The sequence below is a fragment of the Chryseobacterium oleae genome, from assembly GCF_900115055.1.
In the GTDB taxonomy this organism is placed as follows: domain Bacteria; phylum Bacteroidota; class Bacteroidia; order Flavobacteriales; family Weeksellaceae; genus Chryseobacterium; species Chryseobacterium oleae.
The window spans coordinates 218,093-242,956 of record NZ_FOVD01000002.1 but is presented as its reverse complement, the minus strand read 5'-3'; the positions used below and the strand labels follow the sequence as shown (position 1 = coordinate 242,956).

The following is a 24,864-nucleotide window of genomic DNA, read 5'->3' as shown; positions in this document are numbered from 1 at the left end:
GATAAGTATTGTTTCGATATCAAAACATCTGCCAAAATTTTATCAAAACATCAATATTTTAAAAAATATTATAACAATATGTAAACTTTAACATTCTTCTTCATGGGAAATATTCAAAACCTATTCTTCCGACATTTTATTATCCTCAGAAAAATCACTGTTATTTATAAAATACACAACATAAATTGAAAAACAGTAAAAACCACATTAAAAAACAGGAAAACCACTGTTGAATTTATTCCAGGACTGAAATACATTTGTACCATAGAAAATAAGGGGATGCTGAAAACCAAAAAGAGTAAGCAAAGAAAAATTTAAAAACTTATAATTATGCCAACTTTAACTCAAGAAGCCAAAACAAATTCATTAATGAGCATGCTTTTAAAGCAGGTTTATGACACGGTAACCAACGGAGGAAATCCTGAACATTTAGGAACTGATGATTTCATCGCCTTTGATCCGGTAGGGATTACACTTTCTGAAGATACTTTCGATTATGCCCTGAACGGACTTTTCGGAGATGCACCTTCACCGAAACCCATGCTGGACGGAACAGGAAAGCCAATCCTTGACGCGAACGGAAATCCGAAAGTGGATATGGAAGCTTATCAGACTGCATTATCCAACAGCAAATTCAAAAAATATCTTCAGATGGAGCAGTTCGCTGCAATGACCGATGCCATTCCTTCTCAGCTTCCACCACTTACTTCAGACGGAAAAGGAAGAGCAATTACCATTATGAATGATTCTCAAAAAAGAGTTTCGAAAGTATACGAGGATCTATTACAATGGTCTGTCGTGGTAGACACCGATTTTGACAAAAAAACAGAAAAAAAACTGGATTCTCTGAGAGATAAACTATTCAAAATCAAAAAGGTAAAAAACCCAGATTTTGATGAGAATGCTCCGGTAGACGACTTTAACAAGCCAGAACTGATCCACACTTTTGTAGCGCCTACTTATGCTAAATATGTAGAGTACCAGATGAAGTATTATGATATTGTAGATGCCAACAACGAAATCAGAACAGCCGCTGACAACGGTGATCCTGATGCAATGGCTAAAGTTTCCATCGACGGAAAAAACATGAAAAAACGTGAAGACGCCTCTTTAAAAGCATGGCAGTCCTTAGGATACAAGGAAGCTGTAGAAAGAATTCAAAATTATCTGAGCGAAATTGAAGAAAAACATATGCTTGTGATTAAGAAAAGAATCCAGGCAGAATTCAGAAACAGCCAAAGAACCAGAATTTTAGATTACACGAATTATTCTCCATGTATTCCCGTAGCAGCGAATGCCTTAAGAGAATCAAAAGGATGGCCTGAAATCTCTATCTCACAAGGGAAAGCCAATTACGACTATTCTAAAACCATTCACAACTGGGGAGCTGCAGGCGGTTTCAGCATGGGACTTTTCTCCATCGGGGCAAAAGCCGGAGGGAAAGATGAGAAAACACAGATCAACTCTGATTATACCAGCATGGATATCTCTTTCAAAATCGGAAAGGTAAGAGTGGAAAGAGGCTGGTTCAATCAACAGTTTATTGAATCCAAATACTGGAAACTTCACGAGCAGTCTCCACAAACGTTGAACGGCGATATGATCAGTGACGGAAAAGGTAAAGGATTAATGCCATCCATCATTACCGAACTGATTATCGCAAAAGATGTTTCATTCAACTTCAAGGACAGCAGTTCTGCATATACGGAAGCTAAAAAATCAGTTTCAGCAGGTGGCGCTGTGGGAATTGGGCCTTTCGTGATCGGAGGAAACTACAGCTACGACAACCAAAATGTAAAATCCAGCTATGAATGGGAAGGCAAAAAGCTTACTTCTACAGGAATTTACATTATCGGTTACAAATGCCACATCGTTCCAAAATCTCCCAACCCGAATCCGGAGATCAAGAAATGGGCAGACGGGAAATCATAAGCAGAAAGGAAGTCTGAAGCTGGAAGAAGGAAGTTATTGAGTACAAGATTCAATCACGGTTTAGTTTTAAAAACCATTAAAGGATGAATGTACAATACTGACTTCCAGCCTCCTTTTTCCCTCTTCCTATCTTATAACTTCATATATCCTTCTCAATAAGAATAGCCGGCAGAAGTTTTTTCTGCCGGTTATTCACCTAAACTAAAAACTATAACCATGAAATATTTTGTAGCCGTCTACCAGAAGCTTAAGAACATTTATATGTCCCAAAGTTCGATGGAGAATGATCTGCCAATGATTTGTCCATCACTTAGAATTTATGATAATGAGGAACTGGAACTTCTGAAACCTCAGAGTCTGCTGAACGATGAACAGAAAAAAGCGCTTTCGATTATTAAAAAGCAGAATGTCGCCTATGAACTTAATTCCATTCCTATCTCGCCCAACTTCTGGGATCTGAACCCGAACAATTCTCTGTTTGATATTTACAGAGATATTCTGGACAAAAACAATCTGAAAAACCTGGAAGAAAACCTGGATAAAGTTCTCGACAACAAGAGCACCGTTTTATTTGATGCTAAAAACAGTGACACCAAGGAATTTAAAGCTTACAAAAAATACAGAACATTATTTGAAGACACCGTTAATAAAGTGACTGATCATCTTCTGCTATTTGATGGACTTGATACCGAAGAAGAAAAAAGTAACTGGAACGACAGGCTCATAACCCTGAACAATTTAAAAGAACTCGCTTTTTCTGAATGGAAAGTAAAAGGTAGCAAAGACACGATTGAAAAGGAATTGACAAGAATTAACAAATCATCTGATGCCGATCTCTATCTCGCCATGGCACAGAATGCAAAACATACCTTTGAAGCTGCTGAGAAGACAGATGTGATCAGTAACTCGTCGATTCATGATATTAATTTCATTCCCTATGATTTTATGGAGAATGAATCCGGGTGGAACAGCATGCGTATTGAAAAATCTGAACTGGAGGGACTTCATTCCGAGGCGAAAAACAGCAATGAAAATATTCCTTCCGAAATATTATCCATAGATTATGACGAAAGTATGATTCAGGCGGTGGAAGTAGACTATTCTTTTGTGCATCTAAAAAGAAACTGGTTCAATAAAAATTTCATGCTCTCCGATTATTTTGAATGGAAAGAACCTAAAAAAATATCAGACGGGCAGACCATTTCCAACGATTTCAAACTTCCCGCCTATCCAAAAACCATGATTCTGATTAAAAATCTGAAAGTGATTTTAGATCCGTCAATAATCAACGCCAGTGTAAGCAATTCGGAACAGCTGGTTTATTTCGGGCCGATGGTGATGAAGCAGCAGGTTTTTGTGAATAAAAATAATAATCAGAAGTTCCTGAAAGCGATCACTAATGTAAAAACCATCAAATCTGATCAGTTAAATTATATGGCCAGAAAGACGGCTATTGCAGGAACCCAAAAAGCAACAGTTATAAATAGTTTCAACGCTAAAACAGCTGTAGAACCGGAACCTGTAGAAGCCATGAAAACAACGGTCAATGCATCTTTCGCGGGCAAGACTAATATGGGAAATATCATCAATAATATTAAAAACTTACACCCCCTCAATCCTGTTCCTCACGGAGCCAGTCCGGTACAACCTACTCCCCAGCCAGCCAACCCCATCAAAGTACCCTGGGGTTCATGGGGACCGAAATTCCCAACAATACCAACACCAACTCCTACGCCGATTCCTACACCGATACCAATTCCCATCCCTGTTCCGCTACCGCCTGCCGGAGCTGTTGTACAGTTCAGGATTTTAGATAAGATCAATAATGAACCGATCTATAAATGTGGCATTTCTATCAAAGGAACCAATAACAACCGGATTTTTGAGATCGAAAGCAATGAAACAGGGATGATCAACCAATTGATTCCTCTCGGGGAATACAGTATCGAACTGAGAATCGATGATTATGCGATTTTAAATCAGAACTTCAGCGTAACCAGCGCCATGCCTCTCAATTTGGAATACAAACTTCAAAGAGAGGAAGTGAAATTTAAATCTTTTTTCCTGATCGGGATGATTTGTGAGAAGATGCCGAAGATACCGGTTAATTAGATGGCAGACTTCAGATATCAGATGTCAGACTGAGGTTAAGATTAAGACTAAGGATGAGGATGAAATTATTGAAGCCTATCATAAAAAAATTCACAATTCACAATTCACAATTCACAATTCACTATTTAATAAAAACTATTGTCATGAAACTTTTAAAATATTACACAAAAGCACAGGAAGTACAAACACTATGCGAGATTCTTTATCAACTGGGATACAGCATTAAGATTTCAGATTCATTCACTTTGGAAGTCGATGAAGCGGTAAAGGATTTTCAAAGCAAAAACGGTTTGGTCGTAGACGGAATCGTTGGGGTAAAAACCTGGGCCGTTCTCCTTGAAAAAGATGAAAGACCAGTCAGCCAAACTGATAAATTCTTAAAAGAAAGTGACCTTATCAATTTTGCTCAAGAATACGATCTGGAATTAGCTGCCGTAAAAGCGGTAAATGAAATTGAAAGCAGCGGAAAAGGTTTTTTAATCAACAATAAGCCCAAAATCCTGTTTGAAGGCCATGTGTTCTGGAGCGAACTCAAGAAAAGAGGCATTGATCCGAATTCCTATTACAATTCAAACAGCCAGAATGTTCTTTATCCAAAATGGACGAGAGCCTATTATCAGGGAGGCGTGAAAGAATATGACCGACTCAATGAGGCGATCAGCCTAGACAACAGTCCAAGCTTTGAAGAAGCTGCATTATCTTCTGCGTCGTGGGGAAGTTTTCAGATTATGGGTTATCATGCTAAAAACTTAGGCTACACGAATGTCCAGCATTTCGTTTCGCAAATGGAAATCAATGAAGGTGAGCATCTGAAAGCTTTTGGAAAGTTTCTGGAGAAAAATAATTGTCTGGTTCATCTCAGAAATAAAAACTGGGCAGGTTTTGCCAAACTTTATAACGGAGCCGGTTACAAGCAAAATAAATATGATGAAAAACTAGCCAAGGCTTATGCTAAATATTCTCAAAATTAAATAAGGAGTTTTATTTTTAAAGTTCCCGCAGGGACATGGATTTCAAGAGTGATTTGTTGTTTTTGAAGTTGTGAGCTGTGGGAATTTTGATTTTGCGACTTTTGCAGTTAAATTTTTTAACCACTGATTCCACAGATTTTCACAGATGTTTATGGATAGTATTCAGTATAAAAATCTTGATTTTTACAGAACTTATGTGAACTTTTTATGCGCAAGCATTTAAACTTCTAGTAACTTAAGTGTAAAGCTTTTGTGACTTTTGTGGCTTTTGTGGTTGATATTTTAACCACAGATTCCACAGATTTTCACAGATGTTTATGGATAGAATACTGAATAAAAATCTTTGATTTTATTAAACTTATGTGAGCTTCTTTTCGCAAAGCATTTAAACTTAAAATAACTTAAGTGTTAAAAACTTTTGTGGCTTTTGTGGTTAAAAAAGCATTTCTGTAAACCTATGAGCCTGTCATTATCGTGATAATAAATTTAAACAAGCCTTAATTTTATCATTAATCACACGAAATCGTATTTCAGAATATCTTATTCAGGAATCGTCTTTACGGCAAACCGTCAATCTTCTAAAATTCAATTTTTTATAAAATACAACTTAAAAGTTATAAATTGATAATCAATTGGTTATATTTATTATTTTTTAACATCAGTTTAACATTTTTGCTTATCTTTGCTTTTCGTCAAACAACTAAGGATGTCTTTATACCAAACAATTGCAGAAAAACTACAATATATAAGTCCGAGTTTTTACAAGAAAAGATATTTTAAGAATTTAAACAATCTTACAAAAAGTAATTTTTCGGCGCGGAATGTAGAACCGGAACTGGTATGGATCAAGGAATACCTTCCCAAAAATGCTGTAATACTGGACATCGGAGCCAATGTTGGAACTTTTCTTTATCAACTGGAAAACAAACTGAACCATGAGCATGTTTATGGTTTTGAACCCAACAAAAAGCTTTACCGACGTCTGAAAAGGCTTTTTCCCAGGATGAGAATATTCCCTTTAGCACTTTCTGACGAAAACACGACCGCTGAATTTAAGGTTCCGATCATCAATGGCAGGCAAATCGCTTCCCGTGGGACTTTAAACACCTCATACAAAGAAAAAGGCGAAGAGAAAAGCTATACCGAAAAGGTAAAAGTAATCAAGCTGGATGAATGGGCTGCTATAGAACATTTTGACAGACTGGATTTCATTAAAATAGATGTGGAAGGCAATGAAATGAAGACCTTATCCGGCGCTAAAGAAATCATCAAAAGGTTTCTTCCAACGTTAATGGTAGAAATGGAACAGAGGCACCACGAAAACCCCATCTGGAATGATATTTCTGAAGTAAAAACCTGGGGATATGAAGCCAACTATCTTAACCGTGACAGTTTTAAGCTGGAACTCCTGACGGAAGAGATTTTACTACACAACACGAACGATGAAAAAAACAAGACCAGCTATATCAACAACATTATTTTTACGCCAAAAAACCATTAAAAGAACAGTATGAGTGTAGTAGCGAGACAGGGGTTCAAGTATTCCATCATAGGTTATATTGGCTTTCTGCTGGGTACCGGTTCCATTTTTATTTTCATGAATAATCTTGAGTTCTACGGGACGTTAAGATACATCATGCCAACCGCTGAAATACTCGTGCCTTTTGTTGTTTTCGGGATTTCTTATTCCAACGTAAAATTTTTTAATAAGGTAGATAAAGACGGAAAAAAGCAAAATATGCTTTCGCTTTCATTAGCAGCTGTTTTGATCAATTTCATTATATTTTTATGTGTTTTTTTCCTGCTCCCCTATTTTTTCCCGGGATTTAAGAATACGAAAGCCTGGAAAATCAAAGAAATCATCCTTCCTCTTACCTTAATGCTTTCGTTTTGTGCTATTTTCAATAAATACATTTCAAATTATAAAAGAATTGTTGTTTCAAATATTTTCGACAATCTCTTCCCGAAAATTGCCAACCTTGGAGCCTTTCTGATCTTCATCTATCTGGTTTCCCAATACACAGAAGCCTCATCAATACCCGAGAAAACGGCATTGTTCTTTTTCTTCGGAATGTTTTTCCTAATGTTTATCGGATATGTTTTTTATACCAATAAGCTGGAAAAAATTACCCTTGATTTCAGTACAGACTATTTTAAAAAAGACAATTTTTATAAAGAATTTGCGGCTTACAGCTTTTTTGGATTCTTAGGAACTTTCGGTAATTATCTCGCGATCAACAATTTCATGATTGGTGAGTTTATGGGAATGGAGGAAGTTGGAATTTACTCTGTATTGTACGCTCTGATTTCGTTAATTTCTATTCCTCAGCTGGGACTTTTTAATATCTCAGCTCCGATTATCAGCAAAACACTGGCAGACGGCGATATGGAGGAACTTGACAGGTTTCACAAAAAGACATCTTTATCTTTATATTTTTTAGGTGCCGTCCTGTTTTCATGCATTATGGTTGGCTTTCCATATCTGACGGAATTTATGCCTAAAAACGGAACTTTGCTTAGAGAATATGAGCCCGTAGTATGGATCTGGGGTTCTGCTGTTTTAATTGATCTGGCAACAGGCTTTAACGGAAATATTATTTCACTTTCAAAATACTACAGATTCAACATCATTGTCATGATTCTTCTGGCAGGGCTTACTATAGGACTGAACTATTATTTCATTAAAAATACAGATCTTAAACTGATCGGAATCGCTTTATCTACCGCTATTTCACTCACGACTTATAATGTCATCAAGATCGCGTTCAATTACTTTGTCTTCAAAGTTTCTCCATTAACCATTGAGATGATTTTTGTTTCCATCATTTGTACATTAGCGATTACAGTAGCGATTGTTTTGCCTACTTTCAATAATAATTTCATCAATCTGGTTTACAAACCGGCTGTCGTTTTGATCCTGATCTACATCGGAAATTATTTCACCAAAGTATTCCCACTCGAGAATTATCTGAATGTAAATTTTATCAAGAGTATTTTTAAATTTAAATAAGGACAGGATGCGGGGTTGGAGAGTTTGAGTGTTTTAGGGTTTATGAGTGTAGAAGGTTGCTAGTTGACAGTTGCTGATTGATAGTAATGTCTCATGTCTGAATTCTGACATATTAAGTCTTGTTGCCTAGCTCTTGTTTCCTAAATCTACCACTCACCATTCACTTGCGAAGCAAAATTCACCATTGACGTTTTTCAATCCCAGTCTTAACCTAAAGTCTCATGTCTGAAATCTGACGTCTGAAATCTTCTAAATCAAGCCCAAAAGAACATCTTCAAGCCTTTTCAGTACAGACTTTTTGTTGTACTCTTTCTGGAAATCGAAGCGGGCGTTTTTAAGCCCTTTAAACTGCTCTAAAATATTTTCCGCCTCAGGAATGATAAATTCCAGTCTCGAAGGATAATCCTTAGGAAAAACAGCTGTTTTGCCATATTTAATGGCATCTCCAAGGTTTCCGGTCATTTTGGTAAGGCCATAAATTTCTTCTCTGCTGAAAAATTCAGTTTTCTGCTGAATCGGACACCACAAAACATCTGCTTTCTGCATCCCTTCTTCGAAATCATGATTGGAAACTCTGTCTGAAAAATATTGTATAGAGATATTTTTGGGAAGTTTTTTTGCTAATTTTTCAAGCTTTTTCAGTTCATCATCTTTAGCTTTTCCTAGAAATACAAACGCATATTTTTCTTCGGTTTTAAAATTCTGGATGGTTTTAAAAACATGATCATAGTCCCTCCTCTTCTGAGAAACGCCTCCCGGAATCACAACAGTCAGGGCTTCATTTTCCTGCCTTTCAAAGTTTTCGCTGTAAAAAACAGGCAAAAATTCATAGATATCTGATGAAAGTTCTTCATCTAGTACCAGTAAACCTTTAGCATTGCGATACGTTTTTCCGGTATAAAATAAACCTTCTTTCCACCAGAGTTTAAGCCTGTAAATGAGATCTCCTTTGAAAATACTCTTCATCAATGCCCCTTTGGAAGCTGTTGAAAAATTGATATTATGAACAATCACCGCTGCATTATATTTTTGAACCAATGCATGGAAAGTATTGAAATACCTGTGAACCGTTCCAATAATGATAAGATCGTATTTTTTTAACTTCAGTTGCTCCAAAATCATAGAACCGTCGGATAAAAATACCGTTTCATCATTCTTCTCCACCAGATCCTTGATCTTCTTTGAAAAATAATAATCTACATTAAAATCAGAAGAATCCTTCATGATATTTATGAAGGCCTGTGCAATTTCTGCGTGGGTGTCTATTTCTATGTAGGCGATTTTTTTCAATTAGGGATTAGGGATTAGGGATTAGCAAAGGTAAAGTGTTTGACTGGATCTCAGTCTGCCTTTATTATATTTTTAGCCATTTTTTCTTGAGTGTTTTCCAGCGTTTGTCGTTGATGGCTTTCTGCTCATCTTTTGAGATTTTCAGTTCCAGTTTTGCTGTTTTGCAGGCTTCGTAAGCTTTGATGATATTAAAGAAAAAAGATACGGATTTGCTTTTCGCAGCTTCTTTTGAAGACGCAATATAAGCCAGAAATCGGTTCAGTCCTAAAAAATAAAAATACCTGCCGTAATAATCTGCCGGTCTGATGGTATAATCCGCTCCTTTCACCTTGATCAGTTTCACCTGAAGTTCAGGAAGAACAACTTCTTTCCAGCCCAGATTTTCCAGCAAAATAGAATCAATATTATCCCAGCCTAGCGTTTCTCTCAAGCCTCCGATCTGTACAAAACACTCCTTACGATAAGCTTTCATAGGGCCTCTCACGTGGTGTTTATTGGAATTCCCCTCATATACCCAGCTTCCGTCTTTTTCTACATACAGCAATCCTCCTACAAGTCCGTATTCCGGATTATTTTTAAAGGCATTGGCCACTGTTTCAAGATAATTGTCAGGAAGAATAATGTCTGCATCAAATTTACAGATGATATCAAATTCGTCTGTATTTTGAGTTTTCAGTCCGTTTTTAAAAGCGTTTACCACTTTAGAACCCGGTTGATGTGCTGATTTCTGAAGATTTACGGTTTCAAAACGGGAATCATGATCCGTATATTTCCTGATGACTTCCGTCGTTCTGTCTGTAGAACCGTCATTAACAATCACCGTTCTGAAATCTTTAAAACTTTGCTGCTGTAAAGAATCCAGTGTGAAAGGAAGATTTTCTTCTTCGTTGTGGGCAGGAATGATGATTAAAAACCTCACGTATTTAGTTATGAGTGATGAGTTATGAGTGATGAGTAAGGACAAGTGATGAATTGAGTTACGTCATAATTCATCACTTATCATTACCCGTTAAGTAATTTATTTGTTGTGTGGTTTCAACATGTTTTTAGGATCAAGAATTTCATCTAATTTTTCCTGGGAAAGAACTCCCTTCTGCAGAACCAGATTGTAAACGCTGTTTCCGGTCTCCAGAGCTTCTTTAGCGATCTCCGTGGACTTTTTGTACCCAATGTAAGGGTTAAGAGCCGTTACGATACCGATGCTGTGTTTTACCATGTTCAGGCAGATCTCTTTGTTGGCTGTAATTCCTACCACACACTTTTCACGAAGCGTATCCAAAGCATTACAAAGGAAATTGATGTTTTCCATGATCGCATGAGAAAGCACCGGCTCCATTACGTTAAGCTGCAACTGTCCTGCTTCTGCCGCAAAAGTCACGGTAAGATCGTTTCCAAATACTTTAAAACATACCTGATTCACTACTTCCGGAATAACAGGGTTTACTTTTCCAGGCATAATGGATGATCCCGGCTGCATGGGCGGAAGATTGATTTCAAATAATCCTGCTCTAGGTCCTGAAGAAAGAAGTCTCAGATCATTACAGATTTTTGAAAGCTTTACAGCAAGACGTTTTGTAGCGGAAGAATAGATTACGTAAGAACCTGTATCCGGTGTTGCTTCAACAAGATTGGGTGCGGAAATAACCGGGAACCCCGTAATCTGAGCCAGATTTTTGGCACAAAGTGTAGCGTAACCTACAGGAGCATTCAGTCCTGTACCGATAGCTGTAGCGCCCATATTTACTTCTACAAATAAATCGGCATTGTTATTTAATTTAGAAATATCTTCTTCTAAAGTGGCAGCATAGGCTTCAAATTCCTGCCCCAAAGTCATGGGAACAGCATCCTGAAGCTGGGTACGACCCATTTTGATCACATCATGAAACTCTTCTCCTTTGGCACGGAAAGCGGCAACGATTTTCTCCAGTCTTTCCACAAGTCCGATATTCATGTGCAATAATCCCATTTTGATCGCTGTAGGATAAGCATCGTTGGTCGATTGGGATAGGTTGATGTGGTCATTCGGTGAACAGAATTCGTACTCGCCTTTATTTTTTCCTAATTTTTCTAAAACGATATTGGCAATTACTTCATTCGCATTCATATTGATTGAAGTTCCTGCTCCTCCCTGGATCATGTCCACAGGAAACTGCTCGTGGTACTTCCCTGCTACAATTTCATCACATGCTTCCGCAATTTTGAAATAAAGATTTTCATCAAGCAGACCCAATTCATAATTGGTTTTTGCCGCCGCTTTTTTCACGAAAGCCAAACCTTTGATAAAATCCGGATATGAAGACAGAAGCTGTCCTGAAATCTTGAAATTATCGATCGCTCTCTGCGTCTGTACCCCGTAATATGCGTCTGCAGGCACATTTAATTCGCCTAACAGATCACTCTCTTTTCTGAAATTTTCCATTACAGATATTTTAACTGTTTTTTATTGTTTAAATATAGCAAAAACGCATCTGAACCGATGCGTTTTAGTTGTTATTTCGCTGGATATTTTTGATTTAAAGCCTGAAGAGTCGCCCATGTTTCGGCGTCCATAATTCCATCGTAATTCAACGGACGGAAATGATACTGGAAGGCTTCAATGGTTCTTTTTGTTGCATCATCCCACTTTCCACTCAGATCAGTATAATAACCGAATTTCTGCAATGCCGTCTGAACCACAAAGATAAACGACGGATCGTTATATTTTAAAGGGACTTCTTCCTGAGCCAGAGAAAGGAAATTCTGTTTTGCCGTTTCATCGTACCACATTCCAAGCTGGTATTGGTCATACAGTTTCTTCCATGGAAACATAGGTCCCGGATCCTGTTTTCTTGTAGGCGCAATATCTGAATGGGCTAACACATTGGTTGCCGGGATCTGATATCTTGCTACTATATCTTTAGCCAGTGCAGCTACTTTTCTTACCTGCTCATCACTGAAACCAGCGAATATCTTTTTTCCTGTAGCATCTGATGTATAGCCTGCATTCACGATTTCGATTCCTATAGAGGTATCGTTAAGGTTTTTGTCATTTCTCCATGCACTTACTCCTGCATGATAAGAACGTTTGTTTTCATCTACCAATTGATAGATCTCATTATCTCCGGTATTATTCACCAGATAATGCGCACTTACTCCCTGCTGGGTAAGAACCTTAATGGATGTATCATCAGGAAGTGCAGTATAATGTAGTATAAGATAACGCTGTCTGAAATTCTGTGCAATGGCCGGGAAATAAGTCTTCACTACTTTATATCCGGCCGGTTTTGCTGATACTATAGAACCGTAACTTGCCGTATTATCATTTTTCGCGGGATCAGCCAGATTGGTTGTAAAAAATTCTACACCGTGCTCGTTGGTAATTTTTGGTTTTTGAGTTTCGGCGACCGGAGTTTTAACAGTCGATTTCACCTGTGATACCGGGGTTTTCGGCTTGTATGTATTTTTTTTTACATTTTGTTGGGAAGTACATGAAAAAACAAAAGTACTTAATCCGATGATATATAATGTCTTACGCATCAGTTTATTTTTTTAATCATTTATCACCTCAAAAATACGCAAATTTTTCTTGAATTTTATTTGGTAAATAAAGAAATCTGTTCTATATTTGCACTCGCAATAACGGAACAACGATCATTAAAAAATAAGAAAAAAGGAGGGTTGCCAGAGTGGTTAATGGAGCAGTTTGCTAAACTGTCGACGTGCAAGCGTCGCAAGGGTTCGAATCCCTTACCCTCCGCTATTTTTTCTTTCACTATCATATATACTTCGGGGCGTAGCGTAGTCCGGTCATCGCGCCTGGTTTGGGACCAGGAGGTCGCAGGTTCGAATCCTGCCGCCCCGACAGTTTTATTAATTTTCTCAAAATTATTTAATGGGTGCGTAGCTCAGCTGGATAGAGCATCTGCCTTCTAAGCAGACGGTCTCAGGTTCGAATCCTGACGCGCTCACTTAAAAAGACTCACAATTTTTATTGTGAGTCTTTTTGTTTTATAATACCCCAATAAAAACAAACCTAGATAGAGCATCCCGATTTTGTAATCGGGACGGTCAAAGGTTCGAATCCTGACGCGCTCACTTAGTCTTACAATTTTCATTGTGAGTCTTTTTTGTTTTATAATGGTGCTATTTTTTATTTATATTCGTTTCATGTGCTACCTCTATATACTTTATTCAGAATCTTTAGACATAGCTTTTCAAATGTCCGGATTTCGATTTTTTTGGATTTAATGTATTTTTCTAACATTTGATACCATTGGTTTTGTTTCCGATGAAATAACAGCATAAACCCGCATTCACACCCTTAATAAGTAAATTATATGTAACTTTCAAAAAAAATATTTTCTATGAGAAAAATATTATTTGTCATATGTATATTACTCATTCAGAATGATTTAATTTCTGCACAAAACCATAAAAAAGAAATTATAGAATATCTAAAAAAAGAAATGAAGGAGCAAGGAATTCCGGGATTACAGGTTGCTGTAATAAAAAAAAACAGAGTTTTATTTTCAGAATCCCTGGGTATAGCAAATGCTGAGTTCGCTGTTCCTGTAACCAATAATACGAAATTCTCTATCAATTCTATTGCTAAAATATTTACTTCTGTCGCAATCATGCAACTTGTAGAACAGAATAAGTTGCAACTTGAAAAACCGCTTTCTACTTATCTGACATCTGTACCTAAAGATTGGGGGCATATAACAATAAAACAATTATTGAGTCATACTTCCGGTCTGCCTGACATTGAAAACTCAATTGGGGATGGCTTAATTAGTGATAAAGGACAGGATTCAGCTTGGGTCAAAGTTCAAACTTTACCTTTACAATTTAAATCTGGAGAAAAATTCAACTATAATGCAACAAACTATCTTCTGTTACAAAAGGTTATTGAAAAAATTGAAAACCTTCCATTCGAAAAGTCTGTTCAATTACATCAATTAAATATTGCTAAAATGCAGCATACAAGATACGCAAATTCATATGATGTTATTGGATATAAAGCGCCAACATATAGCTTTTATACTTTGGACAAAACAACTGGAGAGTATATGAAAACTAATAGATTAACTGAATTATACGAAGATTTTCCAACGAGTTTCAGAACTGATGCAGGCGTGTTTACAAGTGCTGATGATATGGTTCAATGGACTATGGCATTACAAAATGGTAAATTTTTAAAAAACAGAGAAAATATCATAAAAATGTGGGAACCTGTAAAGTTAAATAACGGAACATATGATGGCTTTGGAGGAGTTTTAAATTCATATGCATTAGGCTGGCCAATCATTAATAGAAAAACACATTTCGCGGCTTCTGCTTTTGGAGGTGGGCGTGCCTCTGTTACTATTTATCCTAATGATAATTTATCTATTATTCTATTTACTAATCTTACGGGGGTTGAAACTTATACTATGACAGAGAATATTTCGAAATTTTATTTTACAGAAATCAACTCATTAAACAGCATAAGCACTTCAAATTAGCTGTACAAGTATTCAACAAGTCTTCCTATGCTACTTATACAGAACTCATTATTTTATGGTGAGTTTTTTTGTTTTTATGCCTTTCCATTTTACAAAATTTAATCTTCCTGAAATAAAATTCATTAAAACTGATCATATGCAAAACTTGCGGAAAGTTTTATTTTTAATTATTATGACATTTTATAAAGGAAAGTAAAGGTGGAATCAATGAAATTGATTCTGATGAAGGTAACGGATATATCATGATTTTAAAAAATTCACGCAGATTAATCAGATAAGGCAAGTTTTCAGGCTTATTGATTTGCTCGATCTTCAAAATCTGCGAGAGCAAAAATGAGATTGCTCTACAATTTAAATGACACGAGTCTGGCTTTAAATTCCCAACAGAATACTTGGTCAATAGGTTCGGATCTTTTTGCGCTTATTTAAGGAGACACAATTGGATAGCTATAGCCTAGAGTTTGGCCATACTTTTACAATAAGCCAACAGATATAATCAGGTTAATTGACAGCCGCCTCTTTGCCAAATTTTTTCAACGTTAGAAAATGGGAACGCAGCGCGGATGAAAAGCTCTTATTTTCATTGTAAGGCAAATTGAACTCCATTGCTGTCTTTTTCACAATTACGGAGATCTCTCCATAATGTATGTGGCAAACTTTTGGAAACAGATGATGCTCGATCTGCCTGTTCAGCCCACCAAGGAAAAATGCTGCGAGCTTATTGTGTGTTGCAAAATTCGCTGTCGTACGCATCTGATGTTCCGCCCAGGCTTCTTCTATCTGCCCTGCTTCGTTCGGTAACGGGAAAGTGGTTCCTTCCACAACGTGGGCCAGCTGAAACACCAGTCCCATCGTCAGACCTTCCGCAATATGCAGAAGCAGAAAACCGATCAGAAACTGCCACCAGCTAATATCCAGCACCAATAGAGGCAATACAATAAACAGAAAGTAATAAAGCGCTTTAAAGAAAAATAAATTGAAATATTCCCGCTTAGGATGTTTATTCTGATGTGCGCCAATTTTTTTCTGGAAAAATTTCACATAATCCTTACGAAATACCCATGAAAGAGAAGCCAGACTGTAAAGCGGAAAGGCATACCAATGCTGATACCGCTGAATACGATTCACTTCATCTTCTTCAGCAATCCGGATCAGTCCAGGGGCGATCTCAATATCTTCATCGTGTCCGGGGATATTGGTATAGGTATGGTGAACCAGATTATGAGTGATACTCCAAACATATGGATTGGCACCGATCAGATTAAAAATAAACCCGAACAGTTTATTCACCTTTTTGTTACCGGAAAGGGAGCCATGTATAGCATCGTGGCATACATTGAAGCCTACAAAGGCACTAAACATCCCCAGAGCCGCTGCCAATGGCAAAAGCATCCAGACAGGCATTAGGCCTGAAATGATGACAAGGTAAATCCCGATAAACCCCGTAAGGAAAAATATAGTTTTTCCCCACATATGGGCATTCGCGTGTTGACTTCTTTGATTCTGACTGAAAAATTCATCTACTCTGCTTCTGAGGGTTGCGTAAAAATGAGAACCAGAAACTGATGAGAATTTTACTTTTTGTGACATAACATATCTTGTTTGATCTACCTGACGCGAACAAACAGATGTGCTAAAATCGGGTGTTGGAATAAGGAGGGTATTGAGATTTCCGGCACATTACCGGATTGTACAAATATAACGTATTAATTATTCATTTATTACAACTTCATTAAATTCAAATTGACAAGCCACTGTCATTACTTGGATTAATTACCTCTTTTACCTTCTGAAAGCGTATGTTTTCATCGTGAATTTCATCGCCTGTACTCATGTGAGGCTGGCTAAAATTTGTTACTAAAATCTTCAAATTGATTCCACTGTACTCAATCCGAATTCCCAAATGACAATTCGTCACTACTCTATTCACTGGCATTATTTTCGTTATTCTCATAAATAATTCACACAGAAGAGTAACATTATTTAGTAAAACACCACCAATTAAAGAAAACCACAGAAAATTTATTAACCTGTAAATTTTAATGAATGAAAAAAATACTTTACAGTTTTATCATTTCCGTTATTGCCATTTTTGTCCTGAACAAAATCATATATCAGGAAATCCCTGAGAAAGCCACCAAAGAACAGCTCTCTGAAATCCAGAGCTACAAACATCCTTTGAAAAGTATTTCTATGGAGTACCGTGACAACAGCGATCTGAAAATATTTGACACTATCCTGAAAGACAATAAGGTTTTAATACTCGGGGAAAATACCCATATTGACGGATCGACTTCCGAAGCCAAAAGCCGACTCATCAAATATCTCCATGAAAATATGAACTATACTGTTGTGCTTTACGAAGCGGGACAGTACGACACCTGGATCATGAACGAAGAAATGAAGCATCATAAGCTCAAAACTTCTGCAGATTCCATCGGAGGTCTGGGGCTTTTCGGATACTGGTGGGGTGCTAAAGAAAGCCAGCCACTGATACAATATTATCAAAAAACAAAAACAACTGCTAGCCCTATTGAACTGGGAGGTTTTGATATTCAGTTTTCAGGAAGTGTACTGGCATTTAAACGCGGAAAGCTATTAAAAGATTTTTTAAGCCGCAATAACATTGATATTAAGACTTTCCCCATCCTCAGTAAACATACTGATGAGCTTAATAATTTTATTTACAAAAAGTACGTCAGCAGGGTTTTAAAGGGAAATCAAAAGAATGAATTGCTACAGGAACTTACCAGACTGGAACAGGCTGTTTTAAAACTGGAAAAAACACCTGAAAATATAATATACGCCCGATATTTTCGTGATATAAAGGATAATTTGACCAAGAATTGGAAATTTAAACCTGGATCTATGCCGAGCATGCACTTTAGAGATTCACTAATGGCTAAGAATCTTATATATCAGATTGATTCTGTTTATAAAGATAAAAAGGTTATCGTATGGTGCGCGAATATTCACTCTTTTGCAGAAAGATACAGTAAAGACTATCTCCCCTTGGGTGCCTATATCCGTAATCAATATGGAAATTCAGCCTATATAATGGATTTTTCTTCATATGCCCAACAAAATAACAATGGAAGTATTTCTGACAAGCCTGGGAAATATGCTATTGAAAACGTGTTTCACAGGACAAAAACTCCGTATTTCTTTCTTAACCTGAGAAATATTCCGGAAAGCTCATTCCTGAAAAAGGAATTTGTATCGACCATCAACCAGAAAACAGACATGAAAAAGAACTGGAGCCGCTCTTTTGATGGAATCTTTTACATAGACACCAATACTGTTTTAACACCAATCAAGAAATAATGGAAAGCATCACTACTAAAAACCTTAGTTATACCATAGGCTCTAAGGCCATTTTAAATAACATCAGCCTGAACGTTCCGGAAGGAAGCATCTATGGCTACCTGGGAAGAAACGGAGCCGGAAAATCGACGACAATAAAGCTGCTTCTGGGACTTCTGGAGGAAACCGGTGATAAAATATTCATCCAAAATAAAAGTTTAAAACAGAACCGTACAGAAATTCTTGCCTCAACCGGAAACCTGATAGAATCGCCTTGTTTTTATACGAAGCTGACGGTTTTTGAAAATTTAAAATATCTGGATATTATTTACGGAAAGGGAAGTAAAAGAATTGATGAAGTTCTGGAACTGGTAGATCTTCACAAGGAAAAGAAAAAGAAAGCAAGCGCCCTATCAATGGGAATGAAGCAGCGACTTGGGATTGCAATGGCAATATTTCACGATCCCAAACTGCTGATTCTGGATGAGCCCCTAAACGGTCTGGATCCTCAGGGAATTTTTGAAATGAGAAAGCTTTTTCAGCATCTGAACGAGCAGGGTAAAACTATTTTCCTGTCGAGTCATATTCTGAGCGAACTGGAGAAAACAGCTACTCACATCGGAATCATTGAAGGAGGTAAAATGGTTTTCCAGGGGACAAAGAATGAACTTCTGAGCCAGGTGGAAAAAGAGGTGATTCTGAGAGTAAACAATACTGAAAAAGCTGTTTCTGTGCTCCAGGAATCTTTTCCCGTCTCAGTAAACAGTCCCAATAAGATTTCGGTAAGGGCGAACGATGACAAAAAGTTTAATTTACTTTTAAAGACAGCGATTGACAACGGAATTGAGATCTACGATATAGAATCTCAGAGCACAAATCTTGAACAGATCTTCATTAACCTAATTTCTAAAAATCATGACTAATACTTTCTATAAAGCCTTTTCTTCCGAGCAATATAAACTCTCCAAGAATAAGGAAATATTCGGGATATTGCTACTTCCCGCTGTTATTATTTTAGCTTTTGATGTTTATTATATCTATGGACTTCTTACCGAAGGTATTCCCGAAGAAGGAACGTCCAATCCCTGGAAACTCGTATTGGGGAAAATCGTATCCCAGTTTTTTTATATACTCTATCCTATTCTGGTTTCTCTGTTCGTTTATGCCTGCTGTGACGTAGAATACAGAAATAATAATTATAAAATTCTGTTTACCATACCGGTTTCAAAATCAAAAATATTTTTTTCAAAAGTATTGTTTATCCTAATAACAGTTTGGTTTTCGATGATTTTAACCTACATTATTTTCCTTCTGAGTGGCTATTTCTTCAGTATTGTTTTCCCTGAGCTTGGGTTTCAGAATTATAATTTCAGAGAGGTTATCTTCTATGTTTTTCTGAAATTCTCCATTGCACTTTCTGCCATCGCTATGATACAGCTAGCTCTGAGTCTGGTATTCAAAAGTTTTATTTACCCGATAGGGTTCGGTATGTTTATGCTTATTCTTTCAGGATTCCTGAATGAGAAAAAGTTTTCAGATTTTCTAGTGTATACGGGTGGCTCTAAACTTTTCGGAAATTTAATGTTTGAAAATATTTCTTTTGAAAGGCTGGATTACTGTAATATGGCTGCGGTATTTATCTTTGCTGCCGTGAGTTTTTATTTGTTTGTGAGGAAGAAAGGGGGATGATTTTTTCAAATCGCTCTCTGGTTTAAAATATCAAAGAGCGATCACGTATTATCGCAAACCCTTTTTAGGAAGCTTCTGTTTAGATTTTATTTCAACAAAAAGCTCTCTGTAAAGACTTTCCAATTCTTTTGGCGGAACACCGGAATCAAAGGTGGATGATTCGTAGGTCTTACCTCCACTCGTAATCAATATGGTGGAAGCAAAGGCTCTGTCTCCAAATCTGCCTTCAGATGGAGATTTTAATGATGCTATTTTATCGAGATCGATCAACTCGGCTTGTTTTACAATACTTTCCCAGGCTGCTGCAGACAAAACATCCTCTGAAACAGTTCCGTTTACAGATGTAGTTTTAGAACCTGGAGCAAATGAAATTAATCTGTTTGTACCTCTGGTCTGTTCCGTGATTTCTATCTTTTCAATCTTAGATTTTTTCTGTACTCCGTTTGACACAACTGCACCTGAATCTCCTTTTTGTTGAGAAGTACAATTGGTATTCGTTAAAATAAGAGGAATTAATGCAATTAATAATCTATAATTCATTTTCGTTGTTTTTAAAATTTTACTGAAAATTATTAGTAAAAATAAATATATTTGTAAAACTAATTAAATTATATACACATGAAAGGTAAAACTACTTTTAAATTACCGTTTTTACTTTTTTTAACACTCTTCTGTTTGGCATTTGGACAGAAAAACGATCCTAAAGATAAGATTGTTTTTGGAAAAGTCTATTCCCTTGAAGAGCTTAGAAAAACAAACGGATTTGTGAGATGTGCTTCTACGGAATATGAAGCTATGCTACAGCAAATAAATCCGAAAAGAATGACTGAGCAGCAGTTTGAAGACTGGATCGGCCCATTGATCGCTAATGCACAGGCTAACAAATCTCAAAACGGAGGAGTTATTACAATCCCTGTAGTAGTTCACGTTATTCATAATGGAGAGGCTCTAGGTACAGCACCTAATATCACTGATTCACAGGTTCAGTCTCAGATCACTGTAATGAACAATGACTACAGAAAACTGGCGGGAACTCCAGGAGCTAATACCAGCCCTGTGGGAGCAGATACCATGATACAATTTGCTTTGGCAAAAGTAGATCCTAAAGGAAACCCTACCAATGGTATAGACCGTGTAAAACTTTGCCAGGATTCTTGGGCAACTTCTGCTATTGATGCCTATGTAAAGCCAACTACCATCTGGGATCCTACAAAATACATGAACATGTGGAGTGTAAAATTCTCTAATGGTGATCTTCTTGGATATGCCCAATTCCCTTCAAACTCTACCTTACCGGGATTGAATGCGAATGGAGGGTATGCTAATACAGATGGTGTAGTGGCTAATTATGCTACTTTCGGAAGCAGCACTTATAATGATGGAACATTTTTATTAAGTGCACCATATGACAAAGGAAGAACAATGACTCACGAAGTAGGACATTTCTTAGGACTAAGACACATCTGGGGAGATTCTAACTGTGGAAATGATTATGTTGCAGACACTCCGATACACAGAACATCTAACGGTGGATGCCCTGCACATCCTAAATCCAACACCTGTGGTACTGCAGATGAAATGTTCGAAAACTACATGGATTATACTTATGATACCTGTATGAATATTTTCACCATTAACCAAAAAGACAGAATGGTTGCCGTGATGAACAATTCTCCAAGAAGAATGGAATTGAAAACTTCAACAGCGGACATTGCTATTCCTTTATTTGCTAATGATGCAGAATTAAAGGGTGAAAGAAGCTGTGACCAAACTGCATGTATTGATACTCCAACTCCTGTTACAGCACAGTTCTCCCTTTACAACAGAGGAACAAGCGCACTTACTTCAGCGGTTATTACCTATTCTGTAAATGGCGGAGCAGTACAAACCATCAACTGGACTGGAAATTTAGCACAGGATAAATATGCTATCGTTAGTATTCCTACTGGTGTAGCTACTGGTAATATTTCAGCACAGATCACATCTGTTAACGCAACGACAGACCAGAGAGCAAGCAATAACGCTTCATCTGTAGTGATAGGAAATATAGTACCTGTATCAAGTACAAACTTTACGTTCGAATTACAGCTTGACTATTTTGGATCTGAAACTACATGGAACTTAAAAAATAGTTCAGGAACTACACTTTACAGTGGAGGCCCTTATCCTGATGTTGTAAACCCTAACACAGACCCTCTTCCTGCATTAATCACTCAAAACTGGGTATTACCTCTAAACGATTGTTATACATTTACAATCAATGATAGTGAAGATGACGGTATCTTTGAATATGACGGTTCTTACAGAATTTTAAATTCAGCAGGAGCACCTGTAATTGCAGGTAATGATTTTACGGATACACAGGAAAGAAAATTCAAAGTAGTAGGAGCGTTATCTACAAGCGAAGTGACAAAAGATAAAAACACAGCAGGCGTTTATCCAAATCCTGTAAGTGATGTTCTAAACGTTACGAACGTAGCTAACAATACTAAATATGAAATTTACAACGCAGTTGGTCAAATCGTAAAATCCGGAGCTCTTGAAGATCAGAAAATCCGTGTAGCTGAATTGACAAAAGGAACATATTTCATTACTTTCAAAAGCGACAAGAAAACAGAAAATGTAAAATTTATAAAAAAATAAATTAAATTTCACATTGCAGTTTTTCCAGCAATAATAAACCTTCGGATAAATTCCGGAGGTTTTTTTTATTTTTATTTTCATTCCTGAAAATCCCAGATATAATTTGAAAGACAGAACACACCCGCTTATAAAACACTGATATTTAACACCTCATATTTCGACACACAAAGAAACAGTCTCTTTTTTAATCCGTGACTACGATAATGCAACAAATAATTATTAAATAATTTTTCAGAATTGTCTTTTTTATTCAAAATAATTTTCTATCTTTGCACTCGCAAAAACGAAGTAAAATTCGTTCAGATGACCTAATAATCGGGGCGTAGCGTAGTCCGGTCATCGCGCCTGGTTTGGGACCAGGAGGTCGCAGGTTCGAATCCTGCCGCCCCGACTGTTTTAGTAATTTTTTCAAAATTATTTAATGGGTGCGTAGCTCAGCTGGATAGAGCATCTGCCTTCTAAGCAGACGGTCAAAGGTTCGAATCCTTTCGCGCTCACTTAAGCCTTACAATTTTATTGTGAGGCTTTTTTGTTGTTTAATATCTCAAAAAAGGTAGCCCTGGATAGAGCATCCCGATTTTCTAATCGGGACGGTCAAAGGTTCGAATCCTTTCGCAAAGTTTTTCCTTATCCGTTCCATGTAGAGAAAAAAAAGCTTTTCGTAGACTACCGGAAAAATACATTGTACAGCATATAAAACTTTAGCATATTTATATCAAAAATTTAATATGGATAATCTAAAGGAAGCCCAGCAAGATATGAAATACAGCTACGGCTATGGATCCATCGGCGTATTTGTTTCAGGAGTAATATGGCTCCTTTCAAGCCTGTCCGTACATTTCTATACTCCCCAAAAAGCCATTTGGGTTTTAATAATCGGGGGAGTTTTTATTTTTCCCCTTTCAACACTTATAGGAAAACTAACAGGGATTAAAGGAGACCATCACAAAGGCAACCCTCTCGGAAAGCTTGCCATGGAAGGAACGATATGGATGATCATGTGCATTCCTTTGGCATATGGACTTTCGTTACATAAGACTGAATGGTTTTTCCAGGGCATGCTGATGATTATTGGCGGAAGATATCTGACATTTGCCAGTATTTATGGCACAAAAATGTATTGGATTCTTGGGGGCATTCTGGGACTGGCAGCTTTCAGCCTTTTTAAAATAGAAGCAGGAGCCTTCTTGTCTGCTCTCTCTGGTGGTTGTGTAGAAATAATATTTGGCATTATTATGTACAGTATTTATCTGCGTGAGAAGCAGAAACAAGTGATAAGTGATCAATAAGGTCATTTCTACTCACCACTTTGTTATGATAACGTTCATTTTTGCTTTAAAAACAATTACTCCCTGTTACGCCCTTCTATCAAGCTCGTTTAACGCAAAACCATATACAGGCCTAAAGATTGAGTCTACGCCATTTTTGACACCTTAAAAGCGGTAACTCGGGAAGATATCAGTTCACTCTCCAGTTTTTTCCCTGAATATCGAAATTGTATTCACATTTCATTAATTTAAGGCATAAAAAAACCACTGTAATTGATACAGCGGTTATATTTATTTTAAGTCAAAAGCTTATTTCAGTTGATAAGAACTTCCATCCCAAAGATATGTTTTGGAGGAATGCTTTTTCTTTTCCCTGTCTTTATCGTCTTTTTCCATTTCCTCCGTTTTAAAGATAAAGGCATTAGAGATTCCACCTTTGTCATTAGGGAAAACAAATTCTTCCGTATGATAATAAACATCGGCATCTCCTACATTCATCAACTGAGGCAGAGCTATTAATTTTTTATCCCTAAAAAATACATACTGACTATAGCTTGCAATTCCACAGGCTTCACCGGAAACCATTGCTTTAAGGGTTAACTCCACATTCTGTAGTTTATGCCCGCTTTCAATGGTAAATGTTCCATAGCTCAGTTCTTCTCCTCTTCCTGTATCAAAAGACACCTCATCAATCAATGTATTTCCTTCCATCATTTTGATGCCGGCGATATTCTGCTTTTCAGTCCCGTTGTATTCTTTACTTTTCCGGTCTACTGTTTTGGAAAGTCCAAAAAGGAAGTCGTAGCCGTTTTTGTTGCGAAAACCTACGCAGAGATTTCCACCCCAGATATAACCTTCGGAAACTGCCTCTCCTTTCTGATAGGAAACTTTGTACCAGTTCGCACCTCTCTCTCCTAGCCTCAGGATAGCTTCTTCTTTTTTAAGAATTATCACCTGTTGATTCGTCTGCAGCGAATCCGTAACCTGCGATTTTACATTGGGTTCTTTTCTTACTCTGGTCCAGTTCGTAAAAACTTTCTGGGTTTTATTTTCCTCAAAGCTAAAAACGCCGTCAGCATAAGTCATATTTTCTTCCTGCGCTGAGAAAAGCTGCAGGAATAGCAGACATAAAACGGTGAGTAAAGATTTCATATTCGTATTTT

At 37.1% G+C, this 24,864-nt stretch carries 18 protein-coding genes and 5 tRNA genes; 16 read left to right on the top strand and 7 right to left on the bottom strand.

Annotated features, from left to right (window positions below):
- Positions 1-330 precede the first annotated feature (330 nt).
- From BM143_RS08255 to BM143_RS08235, 5 genes are all read left to right on the top strand, one after another.
- Entirely contained in the window at positions 331-1,932 is a 1,602-nt protein-coding gene (locus BM143_RS08255; protein WP_090024073.1) for a hypothetical protein, read from the top strand.
- Positions 1,933-2,148: 216 nt separating this feature from the next.
- On the top strand, positions 2,149-4,044 hold the full coding sequence (locus BM143_RS08250) for a hypothetical protein (RefSeq protein WP_090024072.1): 1,896 nt from the start codon (positions 2,149-2,151) through the stop codon (positions 4,042-4,044).
- A gap of 143 nt (positions 4,045-4,187) precedes the next feature.
- On the top strand, positions 4,188-5,015 hold the full coding sequence (locus BM143_RS08245) for an N-acetylmuramidase domain-containing protein (RefSeq protein WP_090024071.1): 828 nt from the start codon (positions 4,188-4,190) through the stop codon (positions 5,013-5,015).
- A gap of 706 nt (positions 5,016-5,721) precedes the next feature.
- Positions 5,722-6,516, top strand: coding sequence for an FkbM family methyltransferase (locus tag BM143_RS08240; RefSeq protein ID WP_034730107.1), 795 nt, complete (start codon positions 5,722-5,724; stop codon positions 6,514-6,516).
- A gap of 9 nt (positions 6,517-6,525) precedes the next feature.
- On the top strand, positions 6,526-8,025 hold the full coding sequence (locus tag BM143_RS08235; protein WP_090024070.1) for a lipopolysaccharide biosynthesis protein: 1,500 nt from the start codon (positions 6,526-6,528) through the stop codon (positions 8,023-8,025).
- Positions 8,026-8,274: 249 nt separating this feature from the next.
- Here BM143_RS08235 and BM143_RS08230 read toward each other — a convergent pair whose 3' ends face one another.
- The 4 genes from BM143_RS08230 to BM143_RS08215 form a co-directional block, all read right to left on the bottom strand.
- Positions 8,275-9,315: a hypothetical protein gene (locus BM143_RS08230; protein ID WP_090024069.1), complete on the bottom strand. Its 1,041-nt coding sequence runs from the start codon at positions 9,313-9,315 to the stop codon at positions 8,275-8,277.
- 64 nt (positions 9,316-9,379) lie between these two features.
- The gene (locus tag BM143_RS08225; protein ID WP_090024068.1) at positions 9,380-10,234 is read right to left on the bottom strand and encodes a glycosyltransferase family 2 protein; all 855 of its coding nucleotides are present in this window, start codon (positions 10,232-10,234) and stop codon (positions 9,380-9,382) included.
- 99 nt (positions 10,235-10,333) lie between these two features.
- The gene (gene aspA / locus BM143_RS08220) at positions 10,334-11,734 is read right to left on the bottom strand and encodes an aspartate ammonia-lyase (protein WP_072922640.1); all 1,401 of its coding nucleotides are present in this window, start codon (positions 11,732-11,734) and stop codon (positions 10,334-10,336) included.
- A 71-nt stretch (positions 11,735-11,805) separates the two neighbouring features.
- On the bottom strand, positions 11,806-12,831 hold the full coding sequence (locus BM143_RS08215) for an N-acetylmuramoyl-L-alanine amidase (protein ID WP_090024067.1): 1,026 nt from the start codon (positions 12,829-12,831) through the stop codon (positions 11,806-11,808).
- A 135-nt stretch (positions 12,832-12,966) separates the two neighbouring features.
- On the opposite strand from BM143_RS08215, the gene BM143_RS08210 reads away from it, so the two are divergent.
- The 4 genes from BM143_RS08210 (at position 12,967) to BM143_RS08195 (ending at position 14,798) form a co-directional block, all read left to right on the top strand.
- A tRNA-Ser gene (locus BM143_RS08210) sits at positions 12,967-13,051 on the top strand.
- A 30-nt stretch (positions 13,052-13,081) separates the two neighbouring features.
- A tRNA-Pro gene (locus BM143_RS08205) sits at positions 13,082-13,156 on the top strand.
- 32 nt (positions 13,157-13,188) lie between these two features.
- Positions 13,189-13,262 (top strand) — tRNA-Arg (locus BM143_RS08200).
- Positions 13,263-13,658: 396 nt separating this feature from the next.
- Positions 13,659-14,798 (top strand): serine hydrolase domain-containing protein, encoded by a 1,140-nt coding sequence (locus BM143_RS08195; protein WP_090024066.1) that lies wholly within the window; start codon positions 13,659-13,661, stop codon positions 14,796-14,798.
- 501 nt (positions 14,799-15,299) lie between these two features.
- On the opposite strand, the gene BM143_RS08190 is transcribed toward BM143_RS08195, so the two are convergent.
- On the bottom strand, positions 15,300-16,388 hold the full coding sequence (locus BM143_RS08190) for a fatty acid desaturase family protein (RefSeq protein WP_090024065.1): 1,089 nt from the start codon (positions 16,386-16,388) through the stop codon (positions 15,300-15,302).
- Positions 16,389-16,844: 456 nt separating this feature from the next.
- Here BM143_RS08190 and BM143_RS08180 point away from each other — a divergent pair, with 456 nt between their 5' ends.
- Genes BM143_RS08180 through BM143_RS08170 form a run of 3 tightly spaced genes read left to right on the top strand, consistent with a single transcriptional unit; the run spans position 16,845 to position 19,790 of the window.
- On the top strand, positions 16,845-18,122 hold the full coding sequence (locus tag BM143_RS08180; protein WP_090024063.1) for an erythromycin esterase family protein: 1,278 nt from the start codon (positions 16,845-16,847) through the stop codon (positions 18,120-18,122).
- Positions 18,122-19,024 (top strand): ABC transporter ATP-binding protein, encoded by a 903-nt coding sequence (locus tag BM143_RS08175; protein ID WP_090024062.1) that lies wholly within the window; start codon positions 18,122-18,124, stop codon positions 19,022-19,024. The genes BM143_RS08180 and BM143_RS08175 overlap by 1 nt, the downstream gene beginning before the upstream one ends.
- On the top strand, positions 19,017-19,790 hold the full coding sequence (locus BM143_RS08170) for an ABC transporter permease (RefSeq protein ID WP_090024061.1): 774 nt from the start codon (positions 19,017-19,019) through the stop codon (positions 19,788-19,790). Before BM143_RS08175 ends, BM143_RS08170 begins: the two co-directional genes overlap by 8 nt.
- 48 nt (positions 19,791-19,838) lie before the next feature.
- On the opposite strand, the gene BM143_RS08165 is transcribed toward BM143_RS08170, so the two are convergent.
- Complete coding sequence (locus BM143_RS08165) at positions 19,839-20,330, bottom strand: hypothetical protein (protein ID WP_090024060.1); 492 nt, start codon at positions 20,328-20,330, stop codon at positions 19,839-19,841.
- A gap of 78 nt (positions 20,331-20,408) precedes the next feature.
- Between BM143_RS08165 and BM143_RS08160 the strand changes: the two genes are divergently transcribed.
- From BM143_RS08160 to BM143_RS08145, 4 genes are all read left to right on the top strand, one after another.
- Positions 20,409-22,433 carry a M43 family zinc metalloprotease gene (locus BM143_RS08160; protein ID WP_090024059.1) on the top strand — a complete coding sequence of 675 codons (2,025 nt, stop codon included), beginning with the start codon at positions 20,409-20,411 and terminating at the stop codon, positions 22,431-22,433.
- A gap of 316 nt (positions 22,434-22,749) precedes the next feature.
- Positions 22,750-22,824, top strand: a tRNA-Pro gene (locus tag BM143_RS08155).
- Between the two features lie 32 nt (positions 22,825-22,856).
- Positions 22,857-22,930 (top strand) — tRNA-Arg (locus BM143_RS08150).
- Positions 22,931-23,161: 231 nt separating this feature from the next.
- Positions 23,162-23,722 carry a DUF7010 family protein gene (locus BM143_RS08145; protein ID WP_090024058.1) on the top strand — a complete coding sequence of 187 codons (561 nt, stop codon included), beginning with the start codon at positions 23,162-23,164 and terminating at the stop codon, positions 23,720-23,722.
- 288 nt (positions 23,723-24,010) lie between these two features.
- On the opposite strand, the gene BM143_RS08140 is transcribed toward BM143_RS08145, so the two are convergent.
- Positions 24,011-24,853: an SH3 domain-containing protein gene (locus tag BM143_RS08140; protein WP_090024442.1), complete on the bottom strand. Its 843-nt coding sequence runs from the start codon at positions 24,851-24,853 to the stop codon at positions 24,011-24,013.
- Positions 24,854-24,864: the final 11 nt, after the last annotated feature.